The organism is Novosphingobium sp. PhB57, assembly GCF_004342985.1.
Taxonomy (GTDB): domain Bacteria; phylum Pseudomonadota; class Alphaproteobacteria; order Sphingomonadales; family Sphingomonadaceae; genus Novosphingobium.
Genome location: NZ_SMBO01000005.1, coordinates 181,019 through 203,999, shown reverse-complemented (window position 1 = coordinate 203,999; position 22,981 = coordinate 181,019). Strand labels below are relative to the sequence as shown.

Here is a 22,981-nt window from a genome sequence, read left to right as displayed (position 1 = left end):
GCCGATCAGGCGTCCGCGTGCTGGTCGATCTCCGCCAGGGCCGCCAGGTCCAGCCAGCCGCGCAGTTCGCGGGCGATGGCGCTGACCGGCTTCCAGGCCGCCAGCCAGTTGTCGGTGACGTGGAATTCCTGCTCGGTCACGGCGTGCACGTCCTGCTCCAGGATGAAGCCATAGGCCTTGAATCCGGCGTCGTCCCGGACCACGACGATCTTCCAGAACCGGTCCGGGATCTGGATACGCGCCTGGCCGGCCGCGTCCTTGCCGTGAAACCACCGGTCGGCAGCGCCGAAGATCGGGCCGGCGAAGATGCAGGCCGCTTCGGTGTCCTGCCGGGTGACGGCGGCGATCGCGGTTTCCAGATCGCCCCAATTGTCCTGCCCGGCAGCGCCCTGGTTGAAGGCCTTGGTCTGCGGCGAGCAATTGGTGACATGGAACGTGTCGCCATTGGCCATCTGGATTTCATCGAAGTGCTCGCCCCAGCATACGTCATCGCGGCGGACGATATGGCCCTTGTCGAAAGCGCCGCGGTCTTCGGTGTAGAACACGTCCGGCAACTGGTAACGGGAATCGAGCCGGGGGTCCTCGGCCCAGAGTTCCGCGAAATTGCGGTTCGGCGGCCAGCCGGCCAGGGAAGCGCGGGTCGTCGCCCGGCCGTCGACGATTTTCGCGCGCTTGCGCCAGTCGACATTGGCGGCGGTGTAGAGCGCCAGGCGCCGCTCCTTGTGCATCCAGATGGAGAAATGCCGGTAGCGCAGTTCGGGGTCGTCGCCCTCCAGCAGGGGCGCGAGCACCGCCTTGCCCGCCTCGGAGACGAAGGGCGCGGGCACCGGAACCGCGCCGCCCAGGAAGAGCGGATCGAAACCGGGCCTTTCGCTGAGCCCGTCATGGATCAGCGGCGTGCGTATCTCGTAGGCTTCCGCCTCGATGCCCCCGGATGTTGCGGGCGCGGCGGGTGAGATGGAGGCGCTGCCGGCCTCGATCGAGATTCGCAACTTGAGCGGAATGACGATGCCTGTTCCGTCCAGCAACGTCCCGTCTAGCGGCGGGTTGGCTGGCGTTGGGATGGCCGCCTCGGCAGCATCCCGTGCGCGCCATTCGCTCTCCAGGCGCGGCGCCGCGCCGGGCGCAATGGCGGTCTGCTCGTCGAGAGCCCGGATCGTGCTCGACATCACGTCGCCGCCGCGCATGGCCGCTTCCACGTCGGCCAGGCGTGCCGGCCAGTTCGCGCGCACGCCTTCCAGGAGGCTGCGGCTGATCCGGCTGATGCGGAAGCCGACATTGGCTTCCCAGATCACGTCGCTCTCGCTCAATCCCTCCAGCGTCTCGGCGGTGCCGCCGGTCGCCAGGACATAGCCGCCGCCTTCGCGCCGGATCCGGCCATTGGCATGGAGCGCGACCAGTTGCAGGCTGTCGTTGAACACGGGTGAGCCGGACGATCCGTGGGCCGTGTCGGCCTTGTACCAGAGATAGGGCTCATCCTCGGCAGCGCGGACCACCTCGTTTTCGCGCAGGGCGATCTGCATCGGCACACCGTCGGGATGCTGAAGGAGAGTGACGAAATCGCCCTCCTTGGCCTTGCCGCTCTCGGGGATCATGCGAAGATAGCCGCGCCGGCTGATTTCCGCGCCCGCCAGCGACCGGGGCACCACGGCCACTGCGGCATAGTCGAGATCGGGGTCGCTTACATAGAGCAGGCCCGGGTTCAGGTCGTATTCGTCCGGCTCGCTGGGGCGATTGCCGGAAACGTCGAACCAGTAGTCGAAGCCGATGCGCGAATTCGCAACCGATGCGGCATTCGGGAAGACGTGGTGGTTGGTGAGAATCACGCCGGGCGCGATCAGGAAGCCGGTCGCCCATCCCTGCCGCCCGCCGCCCTGGACCCGGATGCGGCCGACGCAGCGGCGCGCCATCATGCAGCGGTCGAGGAAGTTGACGTCGAGCAGGTCGTTCTGCCCAAGCAGCGCCTCCTGTTCGAGCGGCGTCGCGGTCTGGCCGTCGGCGGTGAGAAACCTGAACCGCTTGGCGACCAGACTGGCCGAGGGCGCCCCGGCAGGCACCGGATCGGCGGCCGGCGCTTCCGGCGCGAACTTGGCAAGATCGATGGCACTCAGTTTCATGACGGGCCTTTCGCTGTCATCCTATCGGTGCAGGGCTTCGCGAATATTACAGGGCTGTCCCCGCCTTGCATTTCCCGTTGCAGCAGAGATCGGGGCCAGGCCCACTGCCGAAGTCATGGCTTCTGGTTCGCAGGCGATACTTGGGATGCCGCCTGTCATTCTGCCGCACATCGAGAAGCATCGCAATTCGCCGCCGGGTTCTCGCGCGATAGCCTCGCTGCTTACTGCAACTTCGCGCCGCCTGTCCTGCAAACGACCCTAGTAAAAACCCCAAGGCGGGGCCGGAGCGCAACCTTAACGTGTCCACTTTCGTTCATATCGTGTCCATCCTCGCCCGTTCATACCGCGCCTAACAACGAGGCCCGGAATTGCGGCCCGAGGGAGGAAGTCATGTCTGGAGCCGAGCGCCGCAGCGCTTCGGAGCCCAAGCATGCGTTTACAAAAAATCTGCTGAATACAAGTATTTCCGATGTTTCGGGAACAATTGGTGATGTGCGTTCTTGGGCGTTCAAGTACCTATTGGCATCAATTCAACTGACGCCATGCACATTCGAACAGAATCATATTGTCGAACCGCCGCGCCTGCGCTTGGGAAAATGGGTTGAAACTAACCAATTGGAGAAAATCCATGTCGCCGTCTATGACGAAACTTGCCCCCGCTGTCGTAATGCTGGTAGGCGCTCTGGGTCTGGGTGGCTGCGCCACCAAGGGTTTCGTGCGCGAACAGGTCGCGGTTGTTAACCAACGGGTCGACGGTCTCGAAACCAAGCTGCAGGCCACCGACACCACGGCACAGCAGGCCCTCTCCGAAGCGCAGGCCGCTTCCGGTCAGGCTCAGCAGAATGGCCAGCGTCTGGACCAGCTGAACGCCCGTGTCGACGGTGTCGAGCAGCAGCTCCAGCAGGCTCAGCGCAAGCGCGCCCGCAACTGAGGTCGCCTTTCGGCCCCGAATGATATAGAATCCTGACGTTCCCGCGTCGGCGCTCTTCTGGCGCCGACCGTTTCCCTGAGTGCTATACGAAAATGATCAATGTTCTCCCGGCGCTTGCTGGATTGGCGCTTCTTGCTGCCGTGCCCGCGGGTGCGGCGCAAAGCGCACCGGCAGAGGCGCCGTCGCCGGCGGACGACTCCGGCAAACCGGAGGCGCCCGCAGAGGCGAAGGCTGGAAGATCGGACGAGGCCACGCGCGTCGCCGACTGGATCGCCTCGTCGGGGGACAACCGATCGTTGCCCTATGTCATCGTCGACAAGAAGGCCGCCAGGGCCTATTTGTTCAGCGCAAAGGGCAAGGCACTCAGCGATGCGCCGGTCCTGATCGGCGTAGCCCTTGGTGACGAGGCCACACCCGGCATCGGCACCAAGTCCCTTTCCGAAATCGGCCCGGCAGAGCGCACCACGCCTGCCGGCCGCTTCCTGGCGAAGTTCGGATTGGCGGCAGGAAACCACAAGGTTCTCTGGGTCGACTATGCGACTTCCGTGGCGCTCCACACGATCCCCGTAGGAAACCCGAAGGAAAAGCGACGCGAACGGATGTTGTCCAAGACTATCGAGGACAATCGCATCACGTTCGGATGCATCAATGTTCCCAAGGTATTCTACAACAAGGGGGTCCAGCCCCTGTTCCAGAAGAAGGGTGGGTACGTATACGTACTACCGGACATCAAGCCGCTGGAAGAGGTCTTCCCTCGCCTGCGGGTCCAGCCCTTCCTGGAGGCTGCTGCGGCCTCGTCTTGAGGCTGCAGGTCCGGGGATTGCCCGGCTAAAACGAAAAAGCCGCTTCGAGCCTTTCGAAGCGGCTTTTTTGTCGTCCGGGATGGAAGGGTTCGGCGCGAAACGGGAAAGGGGATACCCCCGTTTCTGGCCGACCGCCAGCCTTTCGTTACTGGCCGGTCATTCGCCTTCGGCGGCGACGACGGCTTTCTTGCGCGGAGCCTTCTTCGGCTTGGCAGGCGCCTTTTCGGCAACCTTTTCCGCCTCTTCCACCTGCGGCTTGCGGCCTAGGCCGATTTTGTGTGCCAGTTCCTTGCGGCGCTGGGCATATTCGGGCGCCACCAGCGGATAATCGGCCGGCAGATTCCAGCGGGCACGATAATCGTCCGGCGAGAGCCCGTGGTCGGTCATGAGATGGCGCTTGAGCATCTTCAGCTTTTCGCCGCACTCCAGGCACGTCACCGTATCCGGCTTGACCGAAGAGCGAACCGAAACGGCCGGCTTGCGCTGTTCCTCGACCGGCTCGGGCGCCTGACCGAGCTTCGCGAGCGAGCCATATACGGCCTGGATCAGCGACGGCAGGCGGTCTGCCTCCACCGAATTGTTGCTGACATGCGCCGTGATGATATCGGCGGCGAGTTCAAGAAGAGCTTCATTGACCATAGTATCGTGCATACCCGTTTCGTTTGACGCTTCCCCCGACCTGTCTTGAGCACTACAAATGCCTTCGCGCAAGTCTTTCGATATTTGATACGCATCGAATTTTTCCGAATGATACGTTTTGAGACAGCTATTCGCGTCCGGCGTTCTTGTCACACGCCATGAATTGCCACCAAAACAGCCATAAATGGTTTTGACACGCCGTGGCGTGCGCGGCAGCATCTCACCGAACAACAGACTCACCGGGGAACCTGCATGCGACGCACTCTGGCTCTTACCGCCGCCTTCGGCCTTGCTGCAGTTGCTGCCGCCCTGGCCACGGCGCCGATTCTGGCTCAGAGCGGCGCCTCCAGGACCCAGTCGGCGCAAGCGCCCGCGATGGAAGCTCCCGGCAAGCGCGACGCCAGCCTCGTTCGCGCCGGTACCTACCAGGCCGATCCCGATCACACTCTGGTCGAATGGCAGGTTGGTCACCTCGGTTTCTCGCCCTATTTCGGACTGTTCGGCGACATTACCGGCACATTGCAGATCGATCCCAAGGCGCCCGAAAAGGCCAGCGTCTCGGTGACGATACCTGTCGCGAAAGTGACGACGGCTAGTGCCGGCCTTACGGCGCATCTCCTGGCCAAGCCCAAGGAAGCCGGTGGAAAGCCAGACTTTTTCGGGCCCACGCCTGCTGACGCAACGTTCGTCTCCACTGCCGTGAAGCGCAAGGGCGCGGATGAAGCGGACGTGACGGGCAACCTCACGCTGAACGGCATAACTCGCCCGGTCACACTGGCGGCGCGCTTCTACGGCGCAGGTTCGATGCCGCCGCAGATGGGCGGCGGCGATAACGTCGGGTTCGAGGCCACGACCAAAATCAAGCGCAGCGATTTCGGCCTGGGATTCGGCGTGCCGATGGTATCGGACGAAGTGCAATTGAAGATCGCCGCTGCCTTCACGCACAAATAGCCCGAACTTTACGGCAAGATGCCGAACTGATCGCCAAATGTCCCGATAGAGGCAAATATCCGGGTGGGAGACAGAGCAATTATTACAGAATAATGACGCTTACAGAAATTAAATCTCTGACAAGATTAGTTTTTGTTAGCCATTAGGGCGTAGCCGCACCAGACGAACGGCAGCGGATCGGGGCAGATCCGCGCAAAATTCGGGTGCATGATGTCTAATACGAATTCGGGATTCGCGCGTTTCTTCGCATCGCTGGAAACGAGGCTGGTTGGCGCACTTTGCCTGATCGCGGCGCTGAGCGTGCTCTTGCAGGTCGTCACGCAGCGGGAAGCCTTTGCGCTTCGCAAGGAAAGCGACGGTCTTATCGCGGTATCCGCACTCGCCGAAAACGCGGACCAGTTCGCCGAGGCGGTCGGCAAGCTGCGCATGGCGACCAATCGCGGGCTGGTGGCCAGCAATGCCACCAGCACCAGCGACGAGCTTACCGATTCCGCCATCGCCATCGGCGACCAGCTCGCCAAGCTGCGCAGCAGCGGTGCAGCGCTGTCCGACCTCCCGGAGGCATCGAACCCCTTCGCCGACCTCGATCGGCACGTCTCCGCGATCCTCGAGGTCCAGGCTGGCGGAGCCGGCGGAAAGCATCTGATCGCCCGGATCGAAAGCCGCAACAATGCCATGGGCCGCTTGGCCGATGCGCTCGTGCTGCGCATTCATGCCAATCGGGAGGCGGCGCAGAAGCGGTTGATCGCCTCGATCGAACGCTGGCAGATGCTCGTATTCGGCACCGGGCTGGTAACCATTCTTGTGGTTTTGCTCGTCCTCTTCGACATCCTGCGCAACATTTTGCCCGCGATCCGCCGCATGCACGGCTATCTTCAAGGCCTCGCGGATGGCGACCTCGATCTGGAGATCGGCGCGTTCAAGCTGAAGGAACTCAAGGCTCTGTCCGGCCCGCTGGAAACTTTCCGCAAGAATGCCAAGGCCGTGAAGAACCTGGCGTTCAGCGACGCGGCGACCGGCCTGCCTAACCGCCGCGCGTTTCAGGAAGACGTCGGCCGGCTGCTCGCAGCCGGAGAAGACCGCCGCTTCGCCTGCATGCTGATCGATATCGATCGCTTCAAGCATATCAACGACGATTACGGTCACGCTGCCGGAGACGAGCTGGTGCGCCTGATCGGGCTGCGCATGAAGGCGATTCTCGGCCCGGACGGCATCATCGCGCGCGTGGGCGGGGACGAATTCGCCCTCTGCCTGCCGCTGCAACCCGAGCGTGACGGGCTGGACCTCGCCAACCGACTGGTCGATGCCGCGCGGGAGCCGTTCAGTCTGGGCGAATATGCGGTGGCCATCACCGTTTCGCTGGGCGTGGTCGATATTGCGGGCGCGCCGGAAGTCGAGATCGACGAAACGCTGCGCAATGCCGATATGGCGCTTTACGCCTCCAAGAAAAACGGCCGCAACTGCGCGACGGCGTTTTCGCCCTCGATGGCCGAAGAGCGGGCGATCGATCGGGCCCTGGAGAAGGACCTGGAGTCCGCGTTCGAGAAACAGCAGCTTCGCATGGTGTACCAGCCGATCCACTCGGTTCATGGCAATACCCGCGAAGTCGAGGCGCTGGTTCGCTGGCGCCATCCGGAACTGGGCGACGTGCCCCCGTCCACGTTCATCCCCGCCGCGGAACGCAGCGGTTTGATGGTGCGGCTGGGCGAATGGATCATCCAGCGCGCGCTGAACGACTTTGCGCGGTGGCCCGACATGGACATGAGCATCAACCTGTCGCCCCTGCAATTGCAGCACGACGGGTTCAGCGCCTTCCTGGTCGACTGCTGCGCGCGTTATGGCGTCGACCCGCGCCGCCTGTTCCTGGAAGTGACGGAATCGCTGTCGATAGAGCGCAATACCCGTGCCTTGCTGACGCTCAACATGCTGCGCAACCTGGGCTTCCGCATCGCGCTCGACGATTTCGGCACAGGGTATTCGTCGCTGTCGATGGTCAAGAGCTTCAAGTTCGACCGCATGAAGCTGGACCGCAGCCTGGTGATGGACCTGGGGCAGGACCCGGCATCGGTCGCGGTTCTGGAGGCTGCCGTCACCATGGCGCGCCATGTCGGGGCCGAAGTCGTCGCGGAAGGGATCAGCGATGCCCATCTGATCGGCGCGACCAAGAGCGCGGGCTGCACACATCTGCAGGGCTACTTCTACAGCCGCCCGATCGAGGCGGACGATGTGTCCGGCTACTTCGAAAGCAGCGGCGAGCGCACGGCCGAACTGGCCTGAGGCTAAGCGAGACGTTCCCGGCGGCGCGGCTCGCGAGAAGGCGGTCGCTGTCGCTGACCGGGAGCGTCTGCGAAGACGCGTAGACGCGCGAGACGGAAGCTCCGCGCGCCTCTTGCCTGCCGAACGCAGCGACCGAAGTTCCGGACCGGTCCGGCTCGCCTGGGCGGCTGGACCGGGGAGCCAACATGCACGGCCTGCCTATGGCGCCGAGCGCCGCAGCATCACGCCCGTAAGCCGCACCGGCGGCGTGGCTTCCTCTCCGCCGGTGGCGTGGACGTCCGAACCCGCCAATGGCTGCGTTCCGGGGCAAATATTGTGCCATTCACGAGCCCTGCGAAGTGGTAATTCCTTAATATATCGCCCTAAAGTCCGGGATGGCACTTTGCGTACGCAAAATCTGTGCGGAAATGGACGCATCTACAGGCGAACAATATTAATTAATCTGTGAGAACGCATTCCCGGAACGCCATGCTATATATTCGAGGGTGAAAATCTTAGAGAGTCTTAGGGAGCCGGAAGGGCAGTCGGAAGCCCTGCTTCGGGAGCAATACCTGAGCCTGCGTCAGCAGATCCCGCTCATGTACTTGCTCATGACGATCAATGCCGCTTTTCTGGCGGCGGTCGCCAGTCGCGACGTTGCACCCATGCTCAGCATCGGCGTGCCGGCCGCGCTCATCCTCGTAACATCCCTGCGCGCCTTGGTCTGGGTCACGCGGCGACGCAGCGATCCCTCGATTGAAACCATCCGCCGCCGGCTTCGCGGAACGAAGCTGGCCGCCGTGGTGCTGAGCATGCTGTTCGGCGCCTGGGGCCTGTTGCTCTTTGCCCAGGCCGATCCATTGCGCGGCAGTTCCATCGCGCTCTACGTCTTCGTCGGCGCGATCGGGTGTTGTTACTGCCTGCAGGCGCTGCCCTCGGCGGCCAGGCTGGTCATGCTGTTCGGGGCGGCGCCGGTTACGCTGCGCCTGCTGCTTTCCGGGGACTGGTACCTGGTCGGCACCGGCCTGACTTTCCTGTTGGCTGCCGCGGTGATCCTGCGCACCCTGGCCACGAACCGCTCCGCCTTTTCCGAAGTGCTGCGCTCGCGATCCGAGATGAGCGACTTGTTGCATGCGCTTGAACAGAGCCAGGAGCACTATCGCTATTCGGTGGATCTCAATCCGCAGATACCATGGACCAGCGATCCCGACGGCTCGATCTGCGACATCGGCATGCGCTGGACGGTGCTGACCGGGATGTCGATCGAGGACGGCATGGGCTCCGGCTGGATCCGCGCCGTTCACCCGGATGACCTGGAGCGCGTCCTCGACCAGTGGCGCGCGGTGCTCGAATCCGAGGATCATCCCATGGCGGATCTGCGCTATCGCCTGCGGCGGGCCGACGGTCACTATTGCTGGGTTCGCGCGCGTTCCTATCCTCGTCACGATGCCGCCGGCCGGGTCGTAAAGTGGTACGGCAACCTGGAGGATATCGACGACCAGGTCGCTGCGGAAACCGCGCTGAGGGACAGCGAGGAACGCTACCGGCTGGCCTCGCGCGCAACCAACGACCTCATCTGGGACTGGTGCCACGGCACCGATCATATCGACTGGGCCGACAGTTCTGACAGCATATACGGCCATGTCGAGGCGGCGGAAGGGACCACGGTAGGTTGGTGGCGCCGCCATATTCACCCCGAAGACGTGGCGAGCGTGGATGCCATGACGGCGCAAGTCTACGGCGGCGAATGCGATAGCTGGAGCCACGAATTCCGCTTCCGCTCGGGTGACGGTTCCTATGTGCACTTGCTCTCGCGCGGTTACGTGCTGCGCGGCGAGGACGGGCGGCCGCGCCGTTCCATCGGGGCCTTGCAGGACGTGACCCAGTCCCGCCGCGCCGAAGGGGAACTGCGGCGGGCAGCTTACCACGACGTCCTGACCGATCTGCCCAATCGTGCCTATTTCGCGGTGCAGCTGGAAAAGACGCTGGACCGGGCGCGCGAACATGAAACGCGGGTCGGCGTGGTCGTTTTCGACGTCGACAATTTCAAGGCGATCAATGACAGCCTCGGCCACGGTGCGGGCGATGCCGTCCTGCGGGCTGTGGCCCAACGGCTGTCGGACGGCCTGACCGAAGGCGCCTTCGCGGCTCGCCTCGGCGGGGACGAGTTCGCAATCATCCTGCCCGACCTTGACGATGGCACGCCGGTCCTGATCAAGGACCTGCTGGAAGCGGTCGCGCGGCCCATGACGGTGGACGAGAGCGTCGTGGAAGTGGGCGTCAGCGCAGGCGCGGCTATATGGCCGAACGACGGCGCCAATGCCGAGGCGATCCTCAAGAGCGCGGACCTGGCGCTCTACACCGCCAAGGCCCGGAGCGGAGGCGATGTGGAGAGCTTCCATCCCGAGCTGCGCCATGCCGTGGAGACGCGCAATTCCATGCTGCGCGAGGCGCGCGATGCGCTGGGCGATGAGCGCATCATACCCTTCTACCAGCCCAAGGTCTGCCTGGGCACCGGCGCCATCGTCGGCTTCGAGGCGCTGCTGCGCTGGCATCACCGTGAGCGCGGCTTGCAGCCTCCGGGGACCATCCTGGCCGCTTTCGAGGACAGCGCCCTGTCCACGCAGCTCACCGACCGCATGCTGGACCGGGTGCTGCGCGACATGGCGGACTGGCAGGAGCGAGGCTACGAAACCGGCCGCATCGCCATCAACGGATCGCCGGTGGATTTCCGGCGCGACGACTTTGCCGAACGCATCCTGTCCCGCTTCCACGCCCACGGCCTTCCGCCCACGCTGCTGGAACTGGAAGTGACCGAAAGCGTCTTCCTGGGCCGGATCGCCGATACCGTGGAGCGGGCGCTGCGGACGCTGGCGCAGGAGGGCGTGACGATCGCGCTCGACGATTTCGGCACCGGCTATGCCTCGCTCACGCATCTCCAGCAGTTTCCGGTGGACGTGCTCAAAATCGACCGCTCCTTCGTTTCGCGTCTCGACAGCACCAACAGCGCGGATTTCGCCATCGTTCATGGCATCATCGATATCGCGCAGCGCATGGACATTCGCACGGTGGCGGAAGGCGTGGAGAACGAGGCCCAGTTGGACCGTCTCTGCGAACTGGGCTGCGACATCGCACAAGGATTCCTCTTCGGCCGGGCGCTCGACAGCAGCCGGGTCGGTCCCTTCGTGCAGGGCTGGCCGCAGGCGCGCACGGCCTATTGCTTCCATCCGTCCGAAGCCTCCCGCGCGCGCGTCTCCGGCCAGAGATAGATTCGAAGCCGGACCACGCTTCGCTGCGAATGGGGAAAGCAAAGGATTGCAGGGAAAACCGCCGGTTCTTCAGTTGAGAACGGCATGCAACAAGGCGGCTATTTGCCGGACCTGCGGCAGTTCGGCGCGCCTCACTCACGAGTCGTCGAATGAGAGGATTGTGCACATTTGCACTCTTCGTCTAGGGGCGCGCTGCGGCTCGGTTGCGCCCCAATGCAGCCCGCCGCCCTCGAGGAAAGGACCGTCACGGCCCCCCGGGCGGTCCTTTTTTCGGCCCTCGTCTTTTCCCGATTCCAGAGCGTTTCCCTATCGGGTGGAATCGCCTGATGAGGCGGCAATCCAAAACCTTAGAGCGGTCGGACTGACGCAGCAGGATCGGATCCTGCTCTAATCGCGATTTTCACGGCATGCCCTTTACGGGGCGGCGCCTTACCGCCTAGCGTGGGTGAGTGACGGATTTGGAGCGCATCGGTTTGCCCCAGGCGCGGCGCATCGCGCTCGCCGCACAGGGTTTTGCAGCAAGGCATCCGGCGCAGCCCGGCCCGGCCCGGTTGCGGCGCGTGCTGGACGGCCTCCACTTGTTCCAGATCGACAGCGTGAACGTGCTTTCCCGCGCGCACTATCTTCCGGCTTTCTCGCGGATCGGCGCTTATGACCGGGCGGACCTCGATCGCCTGGCCTGGGGTATCGGCGCGGGAGCGAAGGCCGGCGCGGGACGTGTGCGCGGCCGAAAGCTGTTCGAATACTGGGCGCATGAGGCCTCGCTGCTGCCCTTCGAAACCCATCCGCTCCTGCGCTGGCGCATGGCACAGGCCGATCGCGGCGAGGCGGGCTGGACCCGGATGCGCGACTATGCACGGGAACGCCGGCCCGAGGCCATGGCCCTGCTCGACCGCATCCGCCTGGACGGACCGCTCGCCACTTCGGACTTCGAGGCGCACCGGGGGCAGTCGGGCTGGTGGGAGTGGAGCGACACCAAGCGCGCGCTCGAATGGCTGTTCTGGGCGGGCCATATCACCACCGCCACGCGCCGCGGCAATTTCGAGCGGGTCTATGACCTGACCGAGCGCGTCATACCCGGCGAGGTGCTTTCGCTTCCCACGCCCGCCGATGCCGACGCGCACCGCGCGCTCATCGAGAAGGCGGCGGCGGCGCACGGCATTGCGACCGGCGCCGAATTGCGAGACTACTTCCGCCTGTCGCCGGAACAGGCGGCGCCCGCCATCCGCGCCTTGGCGGAGGAAGGCATTCTGGTCCCCGTCGACATTCCGGGGTGGCGCCATGCCTGGCTGCACCGCGACGCCCGCCGTCCGCGCCGGATCGAGGCCCGCGCGCTGCTGGCGCCCTTCGATCCGCTGATATGGGCGCGCGACCGCACGGAGCGGCTTTTCGGTTTCCACTACCGGATCGAGATCTACGTTCCGGCCGAGAAGCGTCGGCACGGCTATTATGTCCTGCCGTTCCTGCTGGGCGACAGCCTGGTCGCGCGTGTCGATCTCAAGGCCGACCGGCAGGCCGGCCGGCTGATCGTGCAGTCCACCCATTTCGAGCCCGACGCCCCCGACCATGCAGGGGAGGCGCTGGCGGAGGAACTGGAGCGCATGGCGGGTTGGCTCGGCCTGGCGTCTGTCCAGCGCCCGTGATGCCAGACGCCGCGGTACCCCCGGCAGGAGGCCACGCATTAGGCAGACAGGGGGTGGAAATGGGAATAGGCTGGCCGCCGGCGCCGGGCGATTCCATCCGGCTGGGCGAGGAACGATCTTGAGCAATCCCCTCCTGCGGAAGCTGGAAAGCTTCGTGAAACTTCACGACGGCGACGTGGACTTGCTCAATCGCCTCGTGGCCCGGACGCGGGAGCATCGCACGGGCACCGATCTCATCCGCGAGGGCGACCGGCCGGACGACGTGTTCCTGCTCGTGGAAGGCTGGGCCTACCGCTACAAGATCCTGCCTGACGGCAGCCGCCAGATCATCGCCTACCTCATCCCCGGCGACCTCTGCGACATCCACATCTTCATCCTCAAGGAAATGGACCATGCCATCGGCCTGCTCAGCGATGCGCGGGTGGCCTCCATTTCGCGGGCCGAGATGCAGCAGATCCTGGACGAGCACCCCGCCATCGCGCAGGCGCTGTTCTGGTCGACCCTGGTGGACGAGGCGGTGCTGCGCGAATGGCTGGTGAACATGGGGCAGCGCGATGCCTATAGCCGCATCGCCCATTTGTTCTGCGAGATGTGGCTGAGGATGCAGCAGGTGGACCTGGCGTCCGGCAACGAGTTCTTCCTGCCGCTCACCCAGGAGCAGTTGGGCGATACGATCGGGCTGACCAAGGTTCACGTCAACCGGGTGATCCAGCGCATGCGCGGCGAAGGGCTGATCTCCCTGACCGATCGCACGCTGACCATCCATGATGCGCAAAGACTCAGGGAAATCGCCGAGTTCGATCCCAACTATCTCCACATCTACCGGCGGAGCTGATCGGCCGGGCACGAAACGCGTCTTCGCGTCGTTCTTTCCATGAGGCGGAAGGTCGACGGCAATGCGCTACTTTTTCAGAGTGACGAACGGTGTCCGCGAACTGGACCTGGCCGGGACGGAGCTTCTCGACGAGGACGTGGCGCGCCGGGAGGCCGTGCGTTTCGCCGGGGAACTGCTGAAGGACGATCCGGCGCTGCTGGACCATGGCCAGTTGCTGGTGTCCGTCCATAACGAGGACCGTTCGGTGGAATTCGTCATCACCGTTCGCCTGGAGGTGAAGGCGATCTGATGCTTCCCCGCGGCGGCAGCGCGGGCATCGTTTATATCATGGATTATAGACGGCCGGCGCGCAGTCGCTACCCCCGGTGGGGGGAGTTGGGGGGCGATCATGCCGAGTGGGACTGTGGTCTTTTTCAGCGCGGCCAAGGGGTATGGCTTCATTTCCCCCGATACGGGCGGGCAGGATTGCTTCGTCCACCTCACCGCCGTCCAGGCCGCGCAATTGCCCGAACTTACCAAGGGTCAGCGGCTGCGGTTCGAGGTTCAGGTGGCGCGCAACGGCAAGCAGTCTGCCGTCAACCTGGCCCCGATCACGGAGTGACGGCCTCGCGGCGGCGTCGGAGGTTCCGGGTGAATTCGCGCAGGATTTCGGCGCTCCCGGTCGGTTTCTCGCAGCGGGGAATGTCGATGAAGCGGTCGGGGATCTCGCGCGCGTCGCATCCGGTCGAAAACAGGAAAGGCACGGCATCGTGCTGCAGCGTGTCGGCAAGGGGAAACACGGATTCGCCGCGCAAGTTGATATCCAGGATCGCACCGTCGATGCGGCCGGCGGCCCGCCGCAACTGCTCGCCCTCGGCCAGGGATGAGGCCGGTCCGATCACCGCGACGCCTTCGTCCTCCAGGGCGGAGGCCAGTTCGATGGCGATGAGATATTCATCTTCCACGACAAGGACATGGATGTCGGCAAGTTCGGCGGACATGGGCTCTCCAATCGGTCACTTCGAAGCGCGCCGGTGATTTCGCCGATAGCTTCGAATGCACGGCATGCATTGGCGACCGATGGACGCTACTCCTGAAAATCCCCCCATGCTTTGATCTAGGTTATTGACCTGCAAAGTCCTCCTGGCGCGATCAGGGGATCGCGCCCGGCGGGAGCCGATAAGATTTTGCAGAGTGGCGGGCGCGTCGCTCGGGATTAACGCATGTGAATGTGGCGCCGTTGGGGACCGCGCAAGGAAGGGCATAACCTTCTCTCGGGGACCGGAAATTCATTGACGTTGCACCTTTCCGCTTTTGTCAGGCTCGCCAGTGCTGACCGCGAAATCCTGACCCAAGCGCTGCAACGGCGTGTCCGCATCCTCGAACCCCGCCAGGATATCATCCGCGAAGGCGAGCGGCCGCGTTTCGTCAATGTCATTCTCGAAGGCTGGGCGCAGCGCTACAAGCAGCTTGCGGACGGGCGCCGGCAGATACTTTCGTTCTTCATCGCCGGCGACTTGTGCGATGCCAATGTCTTCATCCTCAAGCAGATGGACCATTCGCTTTCGACGGTGACGCGGGTGAAGCTGGCGGAAATCTCGCAGAACGAGTTTCAGGAAATCATGGAGCGATCGCCCCGCATCGCCCAGGCACTGTGGTGGAACGAGCTGGTCACCGTGGCGATCCAGCGCGAGTGGACCACCAATATCGGGCAGCGCACGGCCTACGAACGCATCGCGCATCTGTTCTGCGAGATGTTCGTGCGCCTGCGCACCACGGGCCGCACCGATGACGACGAATGCGAATTCCCGCTGACCCAATCCGAGATCGCCGAAGCCACGGGCCTTACCCAGGTCCACGTCAATCGCACGATCCAGGAGATGCGCCGGGACCAGCTGATAGAGCTGCGGAACAAGCGGCTGAAAGTCTTCGATCTCGATCGGCTGATGTCAGTGGCGCTGTTCAACCCGAACTACCTGCACCTCGATCATGAGGGCATTACCTGAGGGGCATAGGGCCTGAAACCGGCGCGGCGGAACCGTCGGCGGGCGGGTGTCAGCCCTTCAGGTCGCGCTGGTAGAACCGGGTGTCCACGGCCATGCGCGGGAAGGCGGTTGGCAAGGTTTCGGGCGGGCAGGGCGAAAATCCGTGCTTTTCGTAGAAGCGGTGAGCGGCCACGAACTTGTCGGTCGTGCCCAGATAGACCCGCCGGATGCCGCGCGCGCCAGCAAGCTCCAGCAGCGCTTCCAGCAGCCGCGCGGCCAGGCCGGTGCCGGAAGCGGCGCCGCGATGGGCAGCGGCCACGAACATCTTGCGAAGCGCGCCCTCATCGCTGCCGATGTCCTTCATTCCGATCGTGCCGACGATGCGGCCCCGGTCCTCGGCGACCAGAAACGCGCCCTTGCCGCTCTGGTAGAAGGCGGGGATCGCGTCGAGGTCGGGCTGGTCCTCGGCCGTGATGGCAATGCCGAATTCCTCGCGCTGGATCGGCAGGATCACGTCGATCACCCCTTGCCGGTCGGCGGGAACGAAGGGGCGGATCAGGATGCCGTCCGGCGCGATCAACGGTCGATCCGGGGCACGGCGTCCGACTGGCGGCGGCGCAGTTCGAAGGGAAGGTGGAGATGCTGTGGCAGCGCGTCCAGCTCGTCCTGCCCCTCGGGCCAGAGCCGGGCGCAGAGCATTTCCATCGCCTTCTGGCTCATTTCCTTGATTGGCTGGCGGATCGTGGTCAGCCGCGGCCAGATCGCGTCGGCCAGGGGCGTATCGTCGAAGCCGCAGATCGAGAGTTCGCCCGGCACGCTGATCTTGTGCTGGTGCGCGATGGTGACGGCGGCGGCGGCCATGTCGTCGTTGCAGGCGAAGATCGCGGTGGGCGGCTCTGTGCGCGCCAGCAGCTGTTCGGCCGCGATCAGGCCGGAGCGGTAGGAGAAGTCTCCGGCGACGATCAGCTCCTCGTCCACCGGGATCTCATGGTCGCGCAGGGCATCCATGTAGCCGTGGCGGCGCCGGGTGCTGCTGCGGTGACGATTGGTGCCTTCCACGAAGGCGATCCGGCGGTGGCCCAGCTCGATGAGGTGGCGGGTCATCTCGTAGGCGGCGCCCCGGTCGTCCGTGGAGACCGAGGCGATGGCTTCGGCCTCCTGGTCCGGCGCCACGGCGACCACCGCGATGCGGGCGGCGGCAAGCCCGGCGAGCAACTCGTGCCGGTCGCAGAGCGGCGGGGGCAGGATCACCCCGGCAACATGCGCCTCGACGATCTGGGCCACCAGTTCCTCCATCGAGGCGCGCTCTGGGCACTGTTCGACGGTGAGATGGACGTTGCGGGCCGGTGCCTCGTTGAGCGCGCCGAGCAGCAGTTCGCCCAGATAGGCCGAAGTCGTGGCGCCGCCGTGCAGCAGCGCGATCCGCCGCACGGTGCGGCCCGCGAGCATTCGGGCCGAAGTGTTCGGCACATAGCCAAGTTCGGCCACGGCGCGGGCAACGGCCTCGCGCGTTTCGGCGCTGACGCGCGGCTTCCCGTTCAGCGCGCGCGAGGCGGTCATGGCCGAAACCCCCGCGCGTTCCGCTACGTCGTGAAGGGTGGGAGGCTTGGGCCTGCTGGCGTCATGTCTGGACATTGGACTATGCCTTTAGCGCAAGTGTCCCGCAGGTAAACGAAGAAGGCGGGCGCTACGACGAAAGACGCATATCCGTCTGCGCCCCGTTGCCCGGATCAGCGCACTTCCAGCCCTAGCTGCGACAGCAGTTCCGCCGCCTGCACGCGGGAGATCACCGCGCCGCGAAACAGGCGGGCATCCCGCAGTTCGATGCCGCCCAGGTCCGCGCCGCGCAAGTCCGCCTGCTCGAACCGGCAGCCGTCGAGACTGGCGTTGCGCAGCGAACAGTCCTCCAGCACGGCCAGGCGGAAGTCGCATTTGCGCAAGTCCGCTTCCGAAAAGTCGATGCGCTGGAGGCGGGCCTTGCGGAACGACATGCCGGGCAGCTTGGCGAAAGACAGCAGGACTTCCGCGAAAGTCGCGCCCAGCAGGCCGGCATCGGTCAGGTCGGCCCCGGTCAGCTTGGTGCCTTCAAGCCGCGTGGAGGTCATGCGGGCGCGGCGAAACAGGCCGTTGCTGAAATCGCATCCGGTGATCACCGCATCGGCGAGATCGGCCTGCACGAAGGAAGCCTCCGCGCCCCGGCAGTTCCGAAAACGGGCGCCGGTCAGGGTGGCGCTGTCGAAGCGCACGCGCTTCATCGAGCAGCGCTCGAATGTGATGTCGGTCAGGTCGATGCCGGAGAAATCGCCGTCGTCGAGCGTGCATTCGGTCAGGGTCCGAGGGCCTTCGCTGCAGGGCTCCAGCAAAGTCTCGCGCGTGACGGTGGCCTGGTTCATGCGGGCCTTATGGCGCAGCACGCGATATTGGCAAGCGCGCGGGGGACGCGAGGGAGGGCCTCGCCCCGTCTCGCCCCTTGGCTAGCCTGCCCGGCGCTGGCTGCGGTCGCGTTCGAGGGTACGATGGTGATGGCGGACCTTGAGCATGTCGTGCCGGGTGAGAATGCCCACGACCTTGCGGGTGGCCGGATCGACGATCGGCACCCGGCCCGAACCCGATTCCACCATGAGATCGGCGATCCGTGCCAGCGGGTCCGTCGGCGCCCCGCTGGGCTGCGAGGCGTCGGACAGGGCTTCTCCCAGCGAGGCGGAGGAGGGGGCTCCGTCCACCCGCCAGCGCAGGATGTCCGAGCGCGAGAGCAGGCCGGAAAGCCGTCCCTGCCCGTCGACCACGGGATAGCTGCGATGCCGCGCGTCGCCGTCGAAGAAGGCCATGGCCTCGGCCACGGTCATCGCCTCGGGCAGGGTCTCGGGCGCGCGGGTCATGACCTGCTCGGCCTGGAGGAAGTCGAGCGGGTCCACGGTATATTCCTGAAGGATGTGCCGGCCGCGCCGGGCGATCTTCTCGGTCAGGATCGAGCGGCGCATCACCAGCACGCTGACGGCATAGGCGCCGGCCGAGGCGGCCAGGGTCAGCGGCAACATCGCGAAATCGCCGGTCAGTTCGGCGGCGAAGAGCGCCGCCATCAACGGCGCGCGCATTGCGCCGCTGAGGATGCCCGCCATGCCTGCCAGGGCCCAGAGCGCGCTGCCGCCGGGCAGATAGTGGCCGATCAGGAAGCCGGAAGCGCCGCCCAGCAGGAGCAGGGGGGCCAGCACGCCGCCCGAGGTTCCCGAGCCGAGCGCCACCAGCCAGACGGTCGCCTTCACCAGCAGCAGCGCCACGGCCACGCGGATGGCCAGCGATCCGTCCAGCAGGCCGCGAATGCTCTCGTATCCCGCGCCCAGGACATGGGCATCGATCAGGCCGCCCAGTCCTACGACGAGGCCGCCCAGCGCCGGCCACCACATCCAGTGCAGCGGCAGATGTTCGAACACATCCTCCACCTTGTAGAGTAGCGAGGACAGCAGCGCGGCCATTGCTCCCGTCATGGCGCCCATGATGAGGGCAATGGCCAGGAGCAGCGAGTTCAGATTTACGGCATGGTGCACCGGGAACAGCGGTCCGGCGTCGATCAGCAGCGGCCGCCAGAGGAAGGACACCAGTACGGCCAGGACCACCGGCACGAAGCTGCGCGGCTTCCATTCGAACAGCAGGACCTCGATCGCGAGCAGGATCGCGGCCATGGGCGTGCCGAAGATCGCGGTCATGCCGGCGGCCGCGCCGGCCACCAGCAGCGTCTTGCGCTCGGCCGCGCTGAGATGGAACGATTGCGCGAAAAGCGACCCGATCGCGCCGCCGGTCATGATGATCGGGCCTTCCGCACCGAACGGTCCGCCGCTGCCGATTGAGATTGCGGAGGACAGCGGCTTGAGCAGGGCGACTTTCAGCGAGAGGCGGCTTTCGCCGAACAGGATCGCTTCGATCGCTTCGGGAATGCCGTGGCCGCGGATCTTGTCCGAGCCGAACCGCGCCATGAGCCCCACGATCAGGCTGCCGACCACCGGGATCGCCACCAGCCAGAGGCCCAGCGCATTGTCCGTGATCGCGGCCGGCGCCGCAGAGAAGCGGCCGAACCAGAACAAATTGGTGGCTATGGCGATCGACTTGAGCAGCACCCAGGCCCCCAGCGCGCCGCCGCTTCCCACGACCAGGGCGGCCATGGCCAGCATGAGCATGCGGCGGTCTGCGCTGTGATCGGCGAGTGGGCGATGGGGCGTCTGGAGAATCGATGAAGACATGGTGCGGTGCACATATATCGTAGTACGATATTTATCAAGATTGACAGGAGGCCCCCATGGCGCGGACTTGAAGGATGCCTTCACCTCGCGATCCTGCCGCTTCCGAGCCCGCCAAGCTGACCGATGCCGACTATGCGGCGCTGGCGGCCTTCCGCTTCTCTCTTCGCGAGTTCCAGGCCTTCAGCGAAACGCGCGCGGCGGAATGCGGCCTGACGCCGCAGCAGCACCAGGCCTTGCTGGTCATCCGCGCCGCTGCGCCGGGTACGGCGACGGTGGGACATGTGGCGGAGCGCCTGATCCTGAAGCCCCACAGTGCGACGGGGCTGGTCGACCGCCTGGTCACGCTCGATCTCGTCGTGCGGCGACCTTCGCCCAGCGACAAGCGGCAGGCCCTGCTGGAACTGACACCGCTGGCGCATGGCAAGCTGGAGACCCTCAGCGCGACCCATCGCGAGGAAATCCGCCGTCTGCGGCCATTGCTGGTGGACTTGCTGGAGAAGCTGGAGGGCTAAGGCCGCCTCGGCACCGATCTGTTCAGCACGGTGCCGTGCCGGCGGGGCTGTCGCTTGCCGACGTATGGGTAGGGCACGTCTCGCCATCGAGTTCGGTGGCCTCGCGAACCACTGTCAGCCGTTCGCCGTCATCGCGCATTTCGTAAAGCTTGCCTCGCGCATTGTGGAACGGGCGGTGGACGACCATCATCGATCGCCCGTCGAAGGCCCGGAAAAGCATGCCGTGGCCGCTGTCTCGCTCGACCAGCGTGCCGAGCTGTTCCCATGGCCCTTCGAGCAGGCCGGTCCGCGAACGGGCAAGCCCTTCCACATAGCCCTTTTCACCGTAGCTGGACCAGAGCATGAGCAGCCGCCCTGTCCGCGTACGGTAAAGCTGCGGACCATCGGTGACGAACACGGTATCGCCCGCAGGTTGCTTCTGTCCCCGCACCCAGGGCCCCTCGCTGGCATGAAAGAGCCTCTTGGCCGGGCCAGCCGGGGCCAGATCGTCGGAGAGCGGCATGGCTTCCATCGTGCCGTCGCCCATCTGCAGCCATTCGTGCGCATAGACCAGCCAGGGCCGGCCCTTCGCATCGACATGCAGCGTTCCGTCGAGGGTCATCTCGGAAGCCGGAACGATGGGTTCCCCCTTGCGGACAAGGCGATAGGGACCCTCTGGACGGTCGGCCACGGCCAGCACCGTTCCGCGGCGATAGGTCGGGCGCGGCGCCTTCGGCTTGGCGGCCCCGGGCAGGGGGAGCGCTTCGTTGTGAAGCGTGGTGAACAGGTACCACCGCCCTTTCCAGCGGTGAACCTCGGGTGCCCAGGCACCGCCATCGGCCCAGATCTCTTTCGGAACGGAGAAGACGATACGCGGCCGGGTCCAGCGCTTCAGGTCGCGGCTGGTGTAGACCATGATGCCGAGCCGCCCGTCGCCTGTCATCGCGGCGTCGTTGCTGGTGAAGAGGTAGTACGTCCTGCTTTTCGCGTCCGCGACGATCCAGGGATCGTGCAGCGGCATGTCCGGCAGGCGCAGCGACGCCTGGGCGGGGGATTGGGGCGCGGCCGTGCCAGATTTGGCGGACGTGTTCGAGACCACCGCGACAGCCGAGATCAGCGCCAGCGCCAGACCCGCAAGGAATAGGGGGAAGCGTATCCTGCGATGAATCTGCGGCAAAACCTTCTCCCGTCCCGGTCGAGCGTGCTTTCACGCCGAACGAAGACTAGCTTTGCGGCACGGAAAATGAAATGCAATTCCTCTAAATGGGATTTTTCTCTGAACCAGCACGTCGCCGGACGGGCTCTGCGCGCTCGCGGTCACGCGAATGTCATCGAGCCGCTTTAGTCGCTCGCGCGTGAACCCTGGCATTTCCTCGCGCGTGTGGCGCAAGTCCGGAATCGCCGGTCCGGGCCGAGGCCTGGGTCTGGCCGGGCTGGCCGTGTTTTCGCTGCCCGTGCTGCTGTTCCAGGCCGTCGAACTGGCCTGGCGTGCCTATCTGCCGGCTTTCCTGACGCAGTCGGTGGGCGTGACTCTGGCCGCCGCGGGCGCCCTGATGTTGGGGGTCCGCATCATGGACGCCTTTGCCGACGTCGTGCTGGGCTGGCTCAGCGACCATGTGAAGACGCGATTCGGGCGCCGAGCGCCATGGATGGCGGCCGGCGCGCTGCTCGTTCCCATCGGCGCGATTCTGCTGTTTTTCGCACCATCGGGCGCCGGGATCGTCCGCGTCATCGGCGCGAGCCTGCTGCTCCACATGGGCTATTCATTCATCGTCACCCCGCATGGCGGCTGGGGCCTCGAACTCTCGGACGACGAGGCCGAGCGCACCCGCATCATGGGGGCGAAAGTCTGGTTCGGCGTGCTGGGATCGATCGGCATGCTGGCACTCATCGGCCTGCTGGAGCGGCAATTCGGCTTCGGCATCCGTTCGCTGGCGGCCACCCTGGGGCTTGTCATCGCCGCCGCCGCGCCGATCACGGTGCTGACCGTCCTGGCAGTTTTCCGGGAGCCGGCGGCCGTGCCGGGGGCAGCCGGCGCCGTCATGTCCCGCGCGTCGCTGCAGCGCCTGCTTGCCGGAATGACGCGCGACCCGGCCTTGCGGCGGATTCTCCTCCTTTACCTGCTTTGCGGCATTGCCGATGCCTCCACCGCCAGTACGTTCCTGTTCCTGGCCGAACCCGTGCTGGGGCTGAAGGGGCAGGGCGCCATGCTCATGCTGATCCAGCCGGTCATGGCGCTGTTCACCCTGCCGTTCTGGGCGACGATGGCCGACCGGCTCGGACGACGCCGCGTGCTGACGATCGGCTTCGCCTGGCAGGCCCTGACGATGCCGTTGGCGCTGCTGGTGCCGGCCGGAAGCGCGACCCTCTTCGGACTGTTCCTGGTACTGCGCGGGCTGGCCTGGGGCATCGACTATATGTTGCTGCGCGCCATGGTGGCCGATGTCGCCGAGAAGGGCGCGGGTAGCGGCGCGCGCATGTCGGGAAGTTACTATGCCCTGTCCAGCGTCACACTGAAGTTGGCGCTCGGCCTTGGCGCGGGGCTCGGCCTCTGGTTGATCGCCGCTTCGGGGTTTCACGCCGGAGGCCCGGCTGGAGCAGCGGCCAGCCTCGCGATTCGCATGGCCTACGTCCTGCCCTCGGTTCTTTCGGGCCTTTGCGGATTGCTGGTCCTGAACCGTCCAAGTGGGCGTCCATCCCCGCCGGCCGGGCTGGGAACCTCGGCCTTGTCCTGAGGTTCGCTCCGGAACGCAACCATGGTTGCATGATTTGCAATTGTGGCCGCGCCGTCTCGAGGCCAAAGAGAGCGGGCCTTTCAGGCATCCTCTCCCAAAGACTTTCCAAGCC

Annotated in this window: 20 protein-coding genes; 12 read left to right on the top strand and 8 right to left on the bottom strand. The window is 65.2% G+C overall.

Features of this window, described 5'->3' with window-relative positions:
* Positions 1–5: 5 nt before the first annotated feature.
* Positions 6–2,117, bottom strand: a complete 2,112-nt coding sequence (locus EDF58_RS16290; RefSeq protein ID WP_132267474.1) for a DNA/RNA non-specific endonuclease — start codon at positions 2,115–2,117, stop codon at positions 6–8.
* A gap of 628 nt (positions 2,118–2,745) precedes the next feature.
* Between EDF58_RS16290 and EDF58_RS16285 the strand changes: the two genes are divergently transcribed.
* Both EDF58_RS16285 and EDF58_RS16280 read left to right on the top strand, forming a co-directional pair.
* Positions 2,746–3,048, top strand: coding sequence for a hypothetical protein (locus EDF58_RS16285; RefSeq protein ID WP_132267896.1), 303 nt, complete (start codon positions 2,746–2,748; stop codon positions 3,046–3,048).
* Between the two features lie 92 nt (positions 3,049–3,140).
* Positions 3,141–3,851, top strand: coding sequence for a L,D-transpeptidase (locus tag EDF58_RS16280; RefSeq protein ID WP_207913031.1), 711 nt, complete (start codon positions 3,141–3,143; stop codon positions 3,849–3,851).
* A 156-nt stretch (positions 3,852–4,007) separates the two neighbouring features.
* Here the strand turns inward: EDF58_RS16280 and EDF58_RS16275 are convergent, their stop codons facing one another.
* Positions 4,008–4,490 carry a MucR family transcriptional regulator gene (locus tag EDF58_RS16275; protein WP_132267893.1) on the bottom strand — a complete coding sequence of 161 codons (483 nt, stop codon included), beginning with the start codon at positions 4,488–4,490 and terminating at the stop codon, positions 4,008–4,010.
* A 252-nt stretch (positions 4,491–4,742) separates the two neighbouring features.
* Between EDF58_RS16275 and EDF58_RS16270 the strand changes: the two genes are divergently transcribed.
* The 7 genes from EDF58_RS16270 to EDF58_RS16240 all read left to right on the top strand — a co-directional run bounded on the left by EDF58_RS16270 (position 4,743) and on the right by EDF58_RS16240 (position 14,045).
* Positions 4,743–5,441 carry a YceI family protein gene (locus EDF58_RS16270; protein ID WP_132267472.1) on the top strand — a complete coding sequence of 233 codons (699 nt, stop codon included), beginning with the start codon at positions 4,743–4,745 and terminating at the stop codon, positions 5,439–5,441.
* A 210-nt stretch (positions 5,442–5,651) separates the two neighbouring features.
* Positions 5,652–7,718, top strand: coding sequence for a bifunctional diguanylate cyclase/phosphodiesterase (locus EDF58_RS16265; RefSeq protein ID WP_132267891.1), 2,067 nt, complete (start codon positions 5,652–5,654; stop codon positions 7,716–7,718).
* Between the two features lie 578 nt (positions 7,719–8,296).
* A complete protein-coding gene (locus tag EDF58_RS16260) occupies positions 8,297–10,966 on the top strand; it encodes an EAL domain-containing protein (RefSeq protein ID WP_165921452.1) in 2,670 nt (889 codons plus the stop codon).
* A 449-nt stretch (positions 10,967–11,415) separates the two neighbouring features.
* Positions 11,416–12,609 (top strand): crosslink repair DNA glycosylase YcaQ family protein, encoded by a 1,194-nt coding sequence (locus tag EDF58_RS16255; protein WP_132267468.1) that lies wholly within the window; start codon positions 11,416–11,418, stop codon positions 12,607–12,609.
* Between the two features lie 118 nt (positions 12,610–12,727).
* Complete coding sequence (locus tag EDF58_RS16250; RefSeq protein WP_207913029.1) at positions 12,728–13,444, top strand: Crp/Fnr family transcriptional regulator; 717 nt, start codon at positions 12,728–12,730, stop codon at positions 13,442–13,444.
* A gap of 61 nt (positions 13,445–13,505) precedes the next feature.
* Positions 13,506–13,733, top strand: coding sequence for a hypothetical protein (locus tag EDF58_RS16245; RefSeq protein WP_134093452.1), 228 nt, complete (start codon positions 13,506–13,508; stop codon positions 13,731–13,733).
* A gap of 99 nt (positions 13,734–13,832) precedes the next feature.
* The gene (locus tag EDF58_RS16240; RefSeq protein ID WP_207913028.1) at positions 13,833–14,045 is read left to right on the top strand and encodes a cold-shock protein; all 213 of its coding nucleotides are present in this window, start codon (positions 13,833–13,835) and stop codon (positions 14,043–14,045) included.
* On the opposite strand, the gene EDF58_RS16235 is transcribed toward EDF58_RS16240, so the two are convergent.
* On the bottom strand, positions 14,035–14,424 hold the full coding sequence (locus EDF58_RS16235) for a response regulator (RefSeq protein ID WP_132267460.1): 390 nt from the start codon (positions 14,422–14,424) through the stop codon (positions 14,035–14,037). The two genes, EDF58_RS16240 and EDF58_RS16235, sit on opposite strands and share 11 nt — an antisense overlap.
* Positions 14,425–14,715: 291 nt before the next feature.
* Here EDF58_RS16235 and EDF58_RS16230 point away from each other — a divergent pair, with 291 nt between their 5' ends.
* Positions 14,716–15,429, top strand: coding sequence for a Crp/Fnr family transcriptional regulator (locus tag EDF58_RS16230; protein ID WP_207913027.1), 714 nt, complete (start codon positions 14,716–14,718; stop codon positions 15,427–15,429).
* Between the two features lie 49 nt (positions 15,430–15,478).
* Here EDF58_RS16230 and EDF58_RS16225 read toward each other — a convergent pair whose 3' ends face one another.
* The 4 genes from EDF58_RS16225 to EDF58_RS16210 all read right to left on the bottom strand — a co-directional run bounded on the left by EDF58_RS16225 (position 15,479) and on the right by EDF58_RS16210 (position 19,643).
* On the bottom strand, positions 15,479–15,988 hold the full coding sequence (locus tag EDF58_RS16225) for a GNAT family N-acetyltransferase (protein ID WP_243654308.1): 510 nt from the start codon (positions 15,986–15,988) through the stop codon (positions 15,479–15,481).
* Positions 15,985–17,043: a LacI family DNA-binding transcriptional regulator gene (locus EDF58_RS16220; protein WP_132267456.1), complete on the bottom strand. Its 1,059-nt coding sequence runs from the start codon at positions 17,041–17,043 to the stop codon at positions 15,985–15,987. Before EDF58_RS16220 ends, EDF58_RS16225 begins: the two co-directional genes overlap by 4 nt.
* Positions 17,044–17,138: 95 nt before the next feature.
* A complete protein-coding gene (locus tag EDF58_RS16215) occupies positions 17,139–17,801 on the bottom strand; it encodes a pentapeptide repeat-containing protein (RefSeq protein ID WP_132267454.1) in 663 nt (220 codons plus the stop codon).
* An 81-nt stretch (positions 17,802–17,882) separates the two neighbouring features.
* Positions 17,883–19,643 (bottom strand): chloride channel protein, encoded by a 1,761-nt coding sequence (locus tag EDF58_RS16210; protein ID WP_243654307.1) that lies wholly within the window; start codon positions 19,641–19,643, stop codon positions 17,883–17,885.
* Between the two features lie 74 nt (positions 19,644–19,717).
* On the opposite strand from EDF58_RS16210, the gene EDF58_RS16205 reads away from it, so the two are divergent.
* On the top strand, positions 19,718–20,155 hold the full coding sequence (locus tag EDF58_RS16205; protein WP_132267452.1) for a MarR family transcriptional regulator: 438 nt from the start codon (positions 19,718–19,720) through the stop codon (positions 20,153–20,155).
* Positions 20,156–20,177: 22 nt separating this feature from the next.
* On the opposite strand, the gene EDF58_RS16200 is transcribed toward EDF58_RS16205, so the two are convergent.
* The gene (locus tag EDF58_RS16200) at positions 20,178–21,311 is read right to left on the bottom strand and encodes a glycoside hydrolase family 43 protein (RefSeq protein ID WP_243654306.1); all 1,134 of its coding nucleotides are present in this window, start codon (positions 21,309–21,311) and stop codon (positions 20,178–20,180) included.
* A 178-nt stretch (positions 21,312–21,489) separates the two neighbouring features.
* Between EDF58_RS16200 and EDF58_RS16195 the strand changes: the two genes are divergently transcribed.
* Positions 21,490–22,869, top strand: a complete 1,380-nt coding sequence (locus EDF58_RS16195) for an MFS transporter (RefSeq protein WP_165921451.1) — start codon at positions 21,490–21,492, stop codon at positions 22,867–22,869.
* The last annotated feature ends 112 nt before the right edge of the window (positions 22,870–22,981 follow it).

Coding starts and splice junctions, on each gene's coding strand:
- EDF58_RS16290 (WP_132267474.1), bottom strand. CDS start 2,117: ATGAAACTGAGTGCCATCGATCTTGCCAAGTTCGCGCCGGAAGCGCCG.
- EDF58_RS16285 (WP_132267896.1), top strand. CDS start 2,746: ATGTCGCCGTCTATGACGAAACTTGCCCCCGCTGTCGTAATGCTGGTA.
- EDF58_RS16280 (WP_207913031.1), top strand. CDS start 3,141: ATGATCAATGTTCTCCCGGCGCTTGCTGGATTGGCGCTTCTTGCTGCC.
- EDF58_RS16275 (WP_132267893.1), bottom strand. CDS start 4,490: ATGGTCAATGAAGCTCTTCTTGAACTCGCCGCCGATATCATCACGGCG.
- EDF58_RS16270 (WP_132267472.1), top strand. CDS start 4,743: ATGCGACGCACTCTGGCTCTTACCGCCGCCTTCGGCCTTGCTGCAGTT.
- EDF58_RS16265 (WP_132267891.1), top strand. CDS start 5,652: ATGTCTAATACGAATTCGGGATTCGCGCGTTTCTTCGCATCGCTGGAA.
- EDF58_RS16260 (WP_165921452.1), top strand. CDS start 8,297: ATGTACTTGCTCATGACGATCAATGCCGCTTTTCTGGCGGCGGTCGCC.
- EDF58_RS16245 (WP_134093452.1), top strand. CDS start 13,506: ATGCGCTACTTTTTCAGAGTGACGAACGGTGTCCGCGAACTGGACCTG.
- EDF58_RS16240 (WP_207913028.1), top strand. CDS start 13,833: ATGCCGAGTGGGACTGTGGTCTTTTTCAGCGCGGCCAAGGGGTATGGC.
- EDF58_RS16235 (WP_132267460.1), bottom strand. CDS start 14,424: ATGTCCGCCGAACTTGCCGACATCCATGTCCTTGTCGTGGAAGATGAA.
- EDF58_RS16220 (WP_132267456.1), bottom strand. CDS start 17,043: ATGTCCAGACATGACGCCAGCAGGCCCAAGCCTCCCACCCTTCACGAC.
- EDF58_RS16215 (WP_132267454.1), bottom strand. CDS start 17,801: ATGAACCAGGCCACCGTCACGCGCGAGACTTTGCTGGAGCCCTGCAGC.
- EDF58_RS16210 (WP_243654307.1), bottom strand. CDS start 19,643: ATGTCTTCATCGATTCTCCAGACGCCCCATCGCCCACTCGCCGATCAC.
- EDF58_RS16205 (WP_132267452.1), top strand. CDS start 19,718: ATGCCTTCACCTCGCGATCCTGCCGCTTCCGAGCCCGCCAAGCTGACC.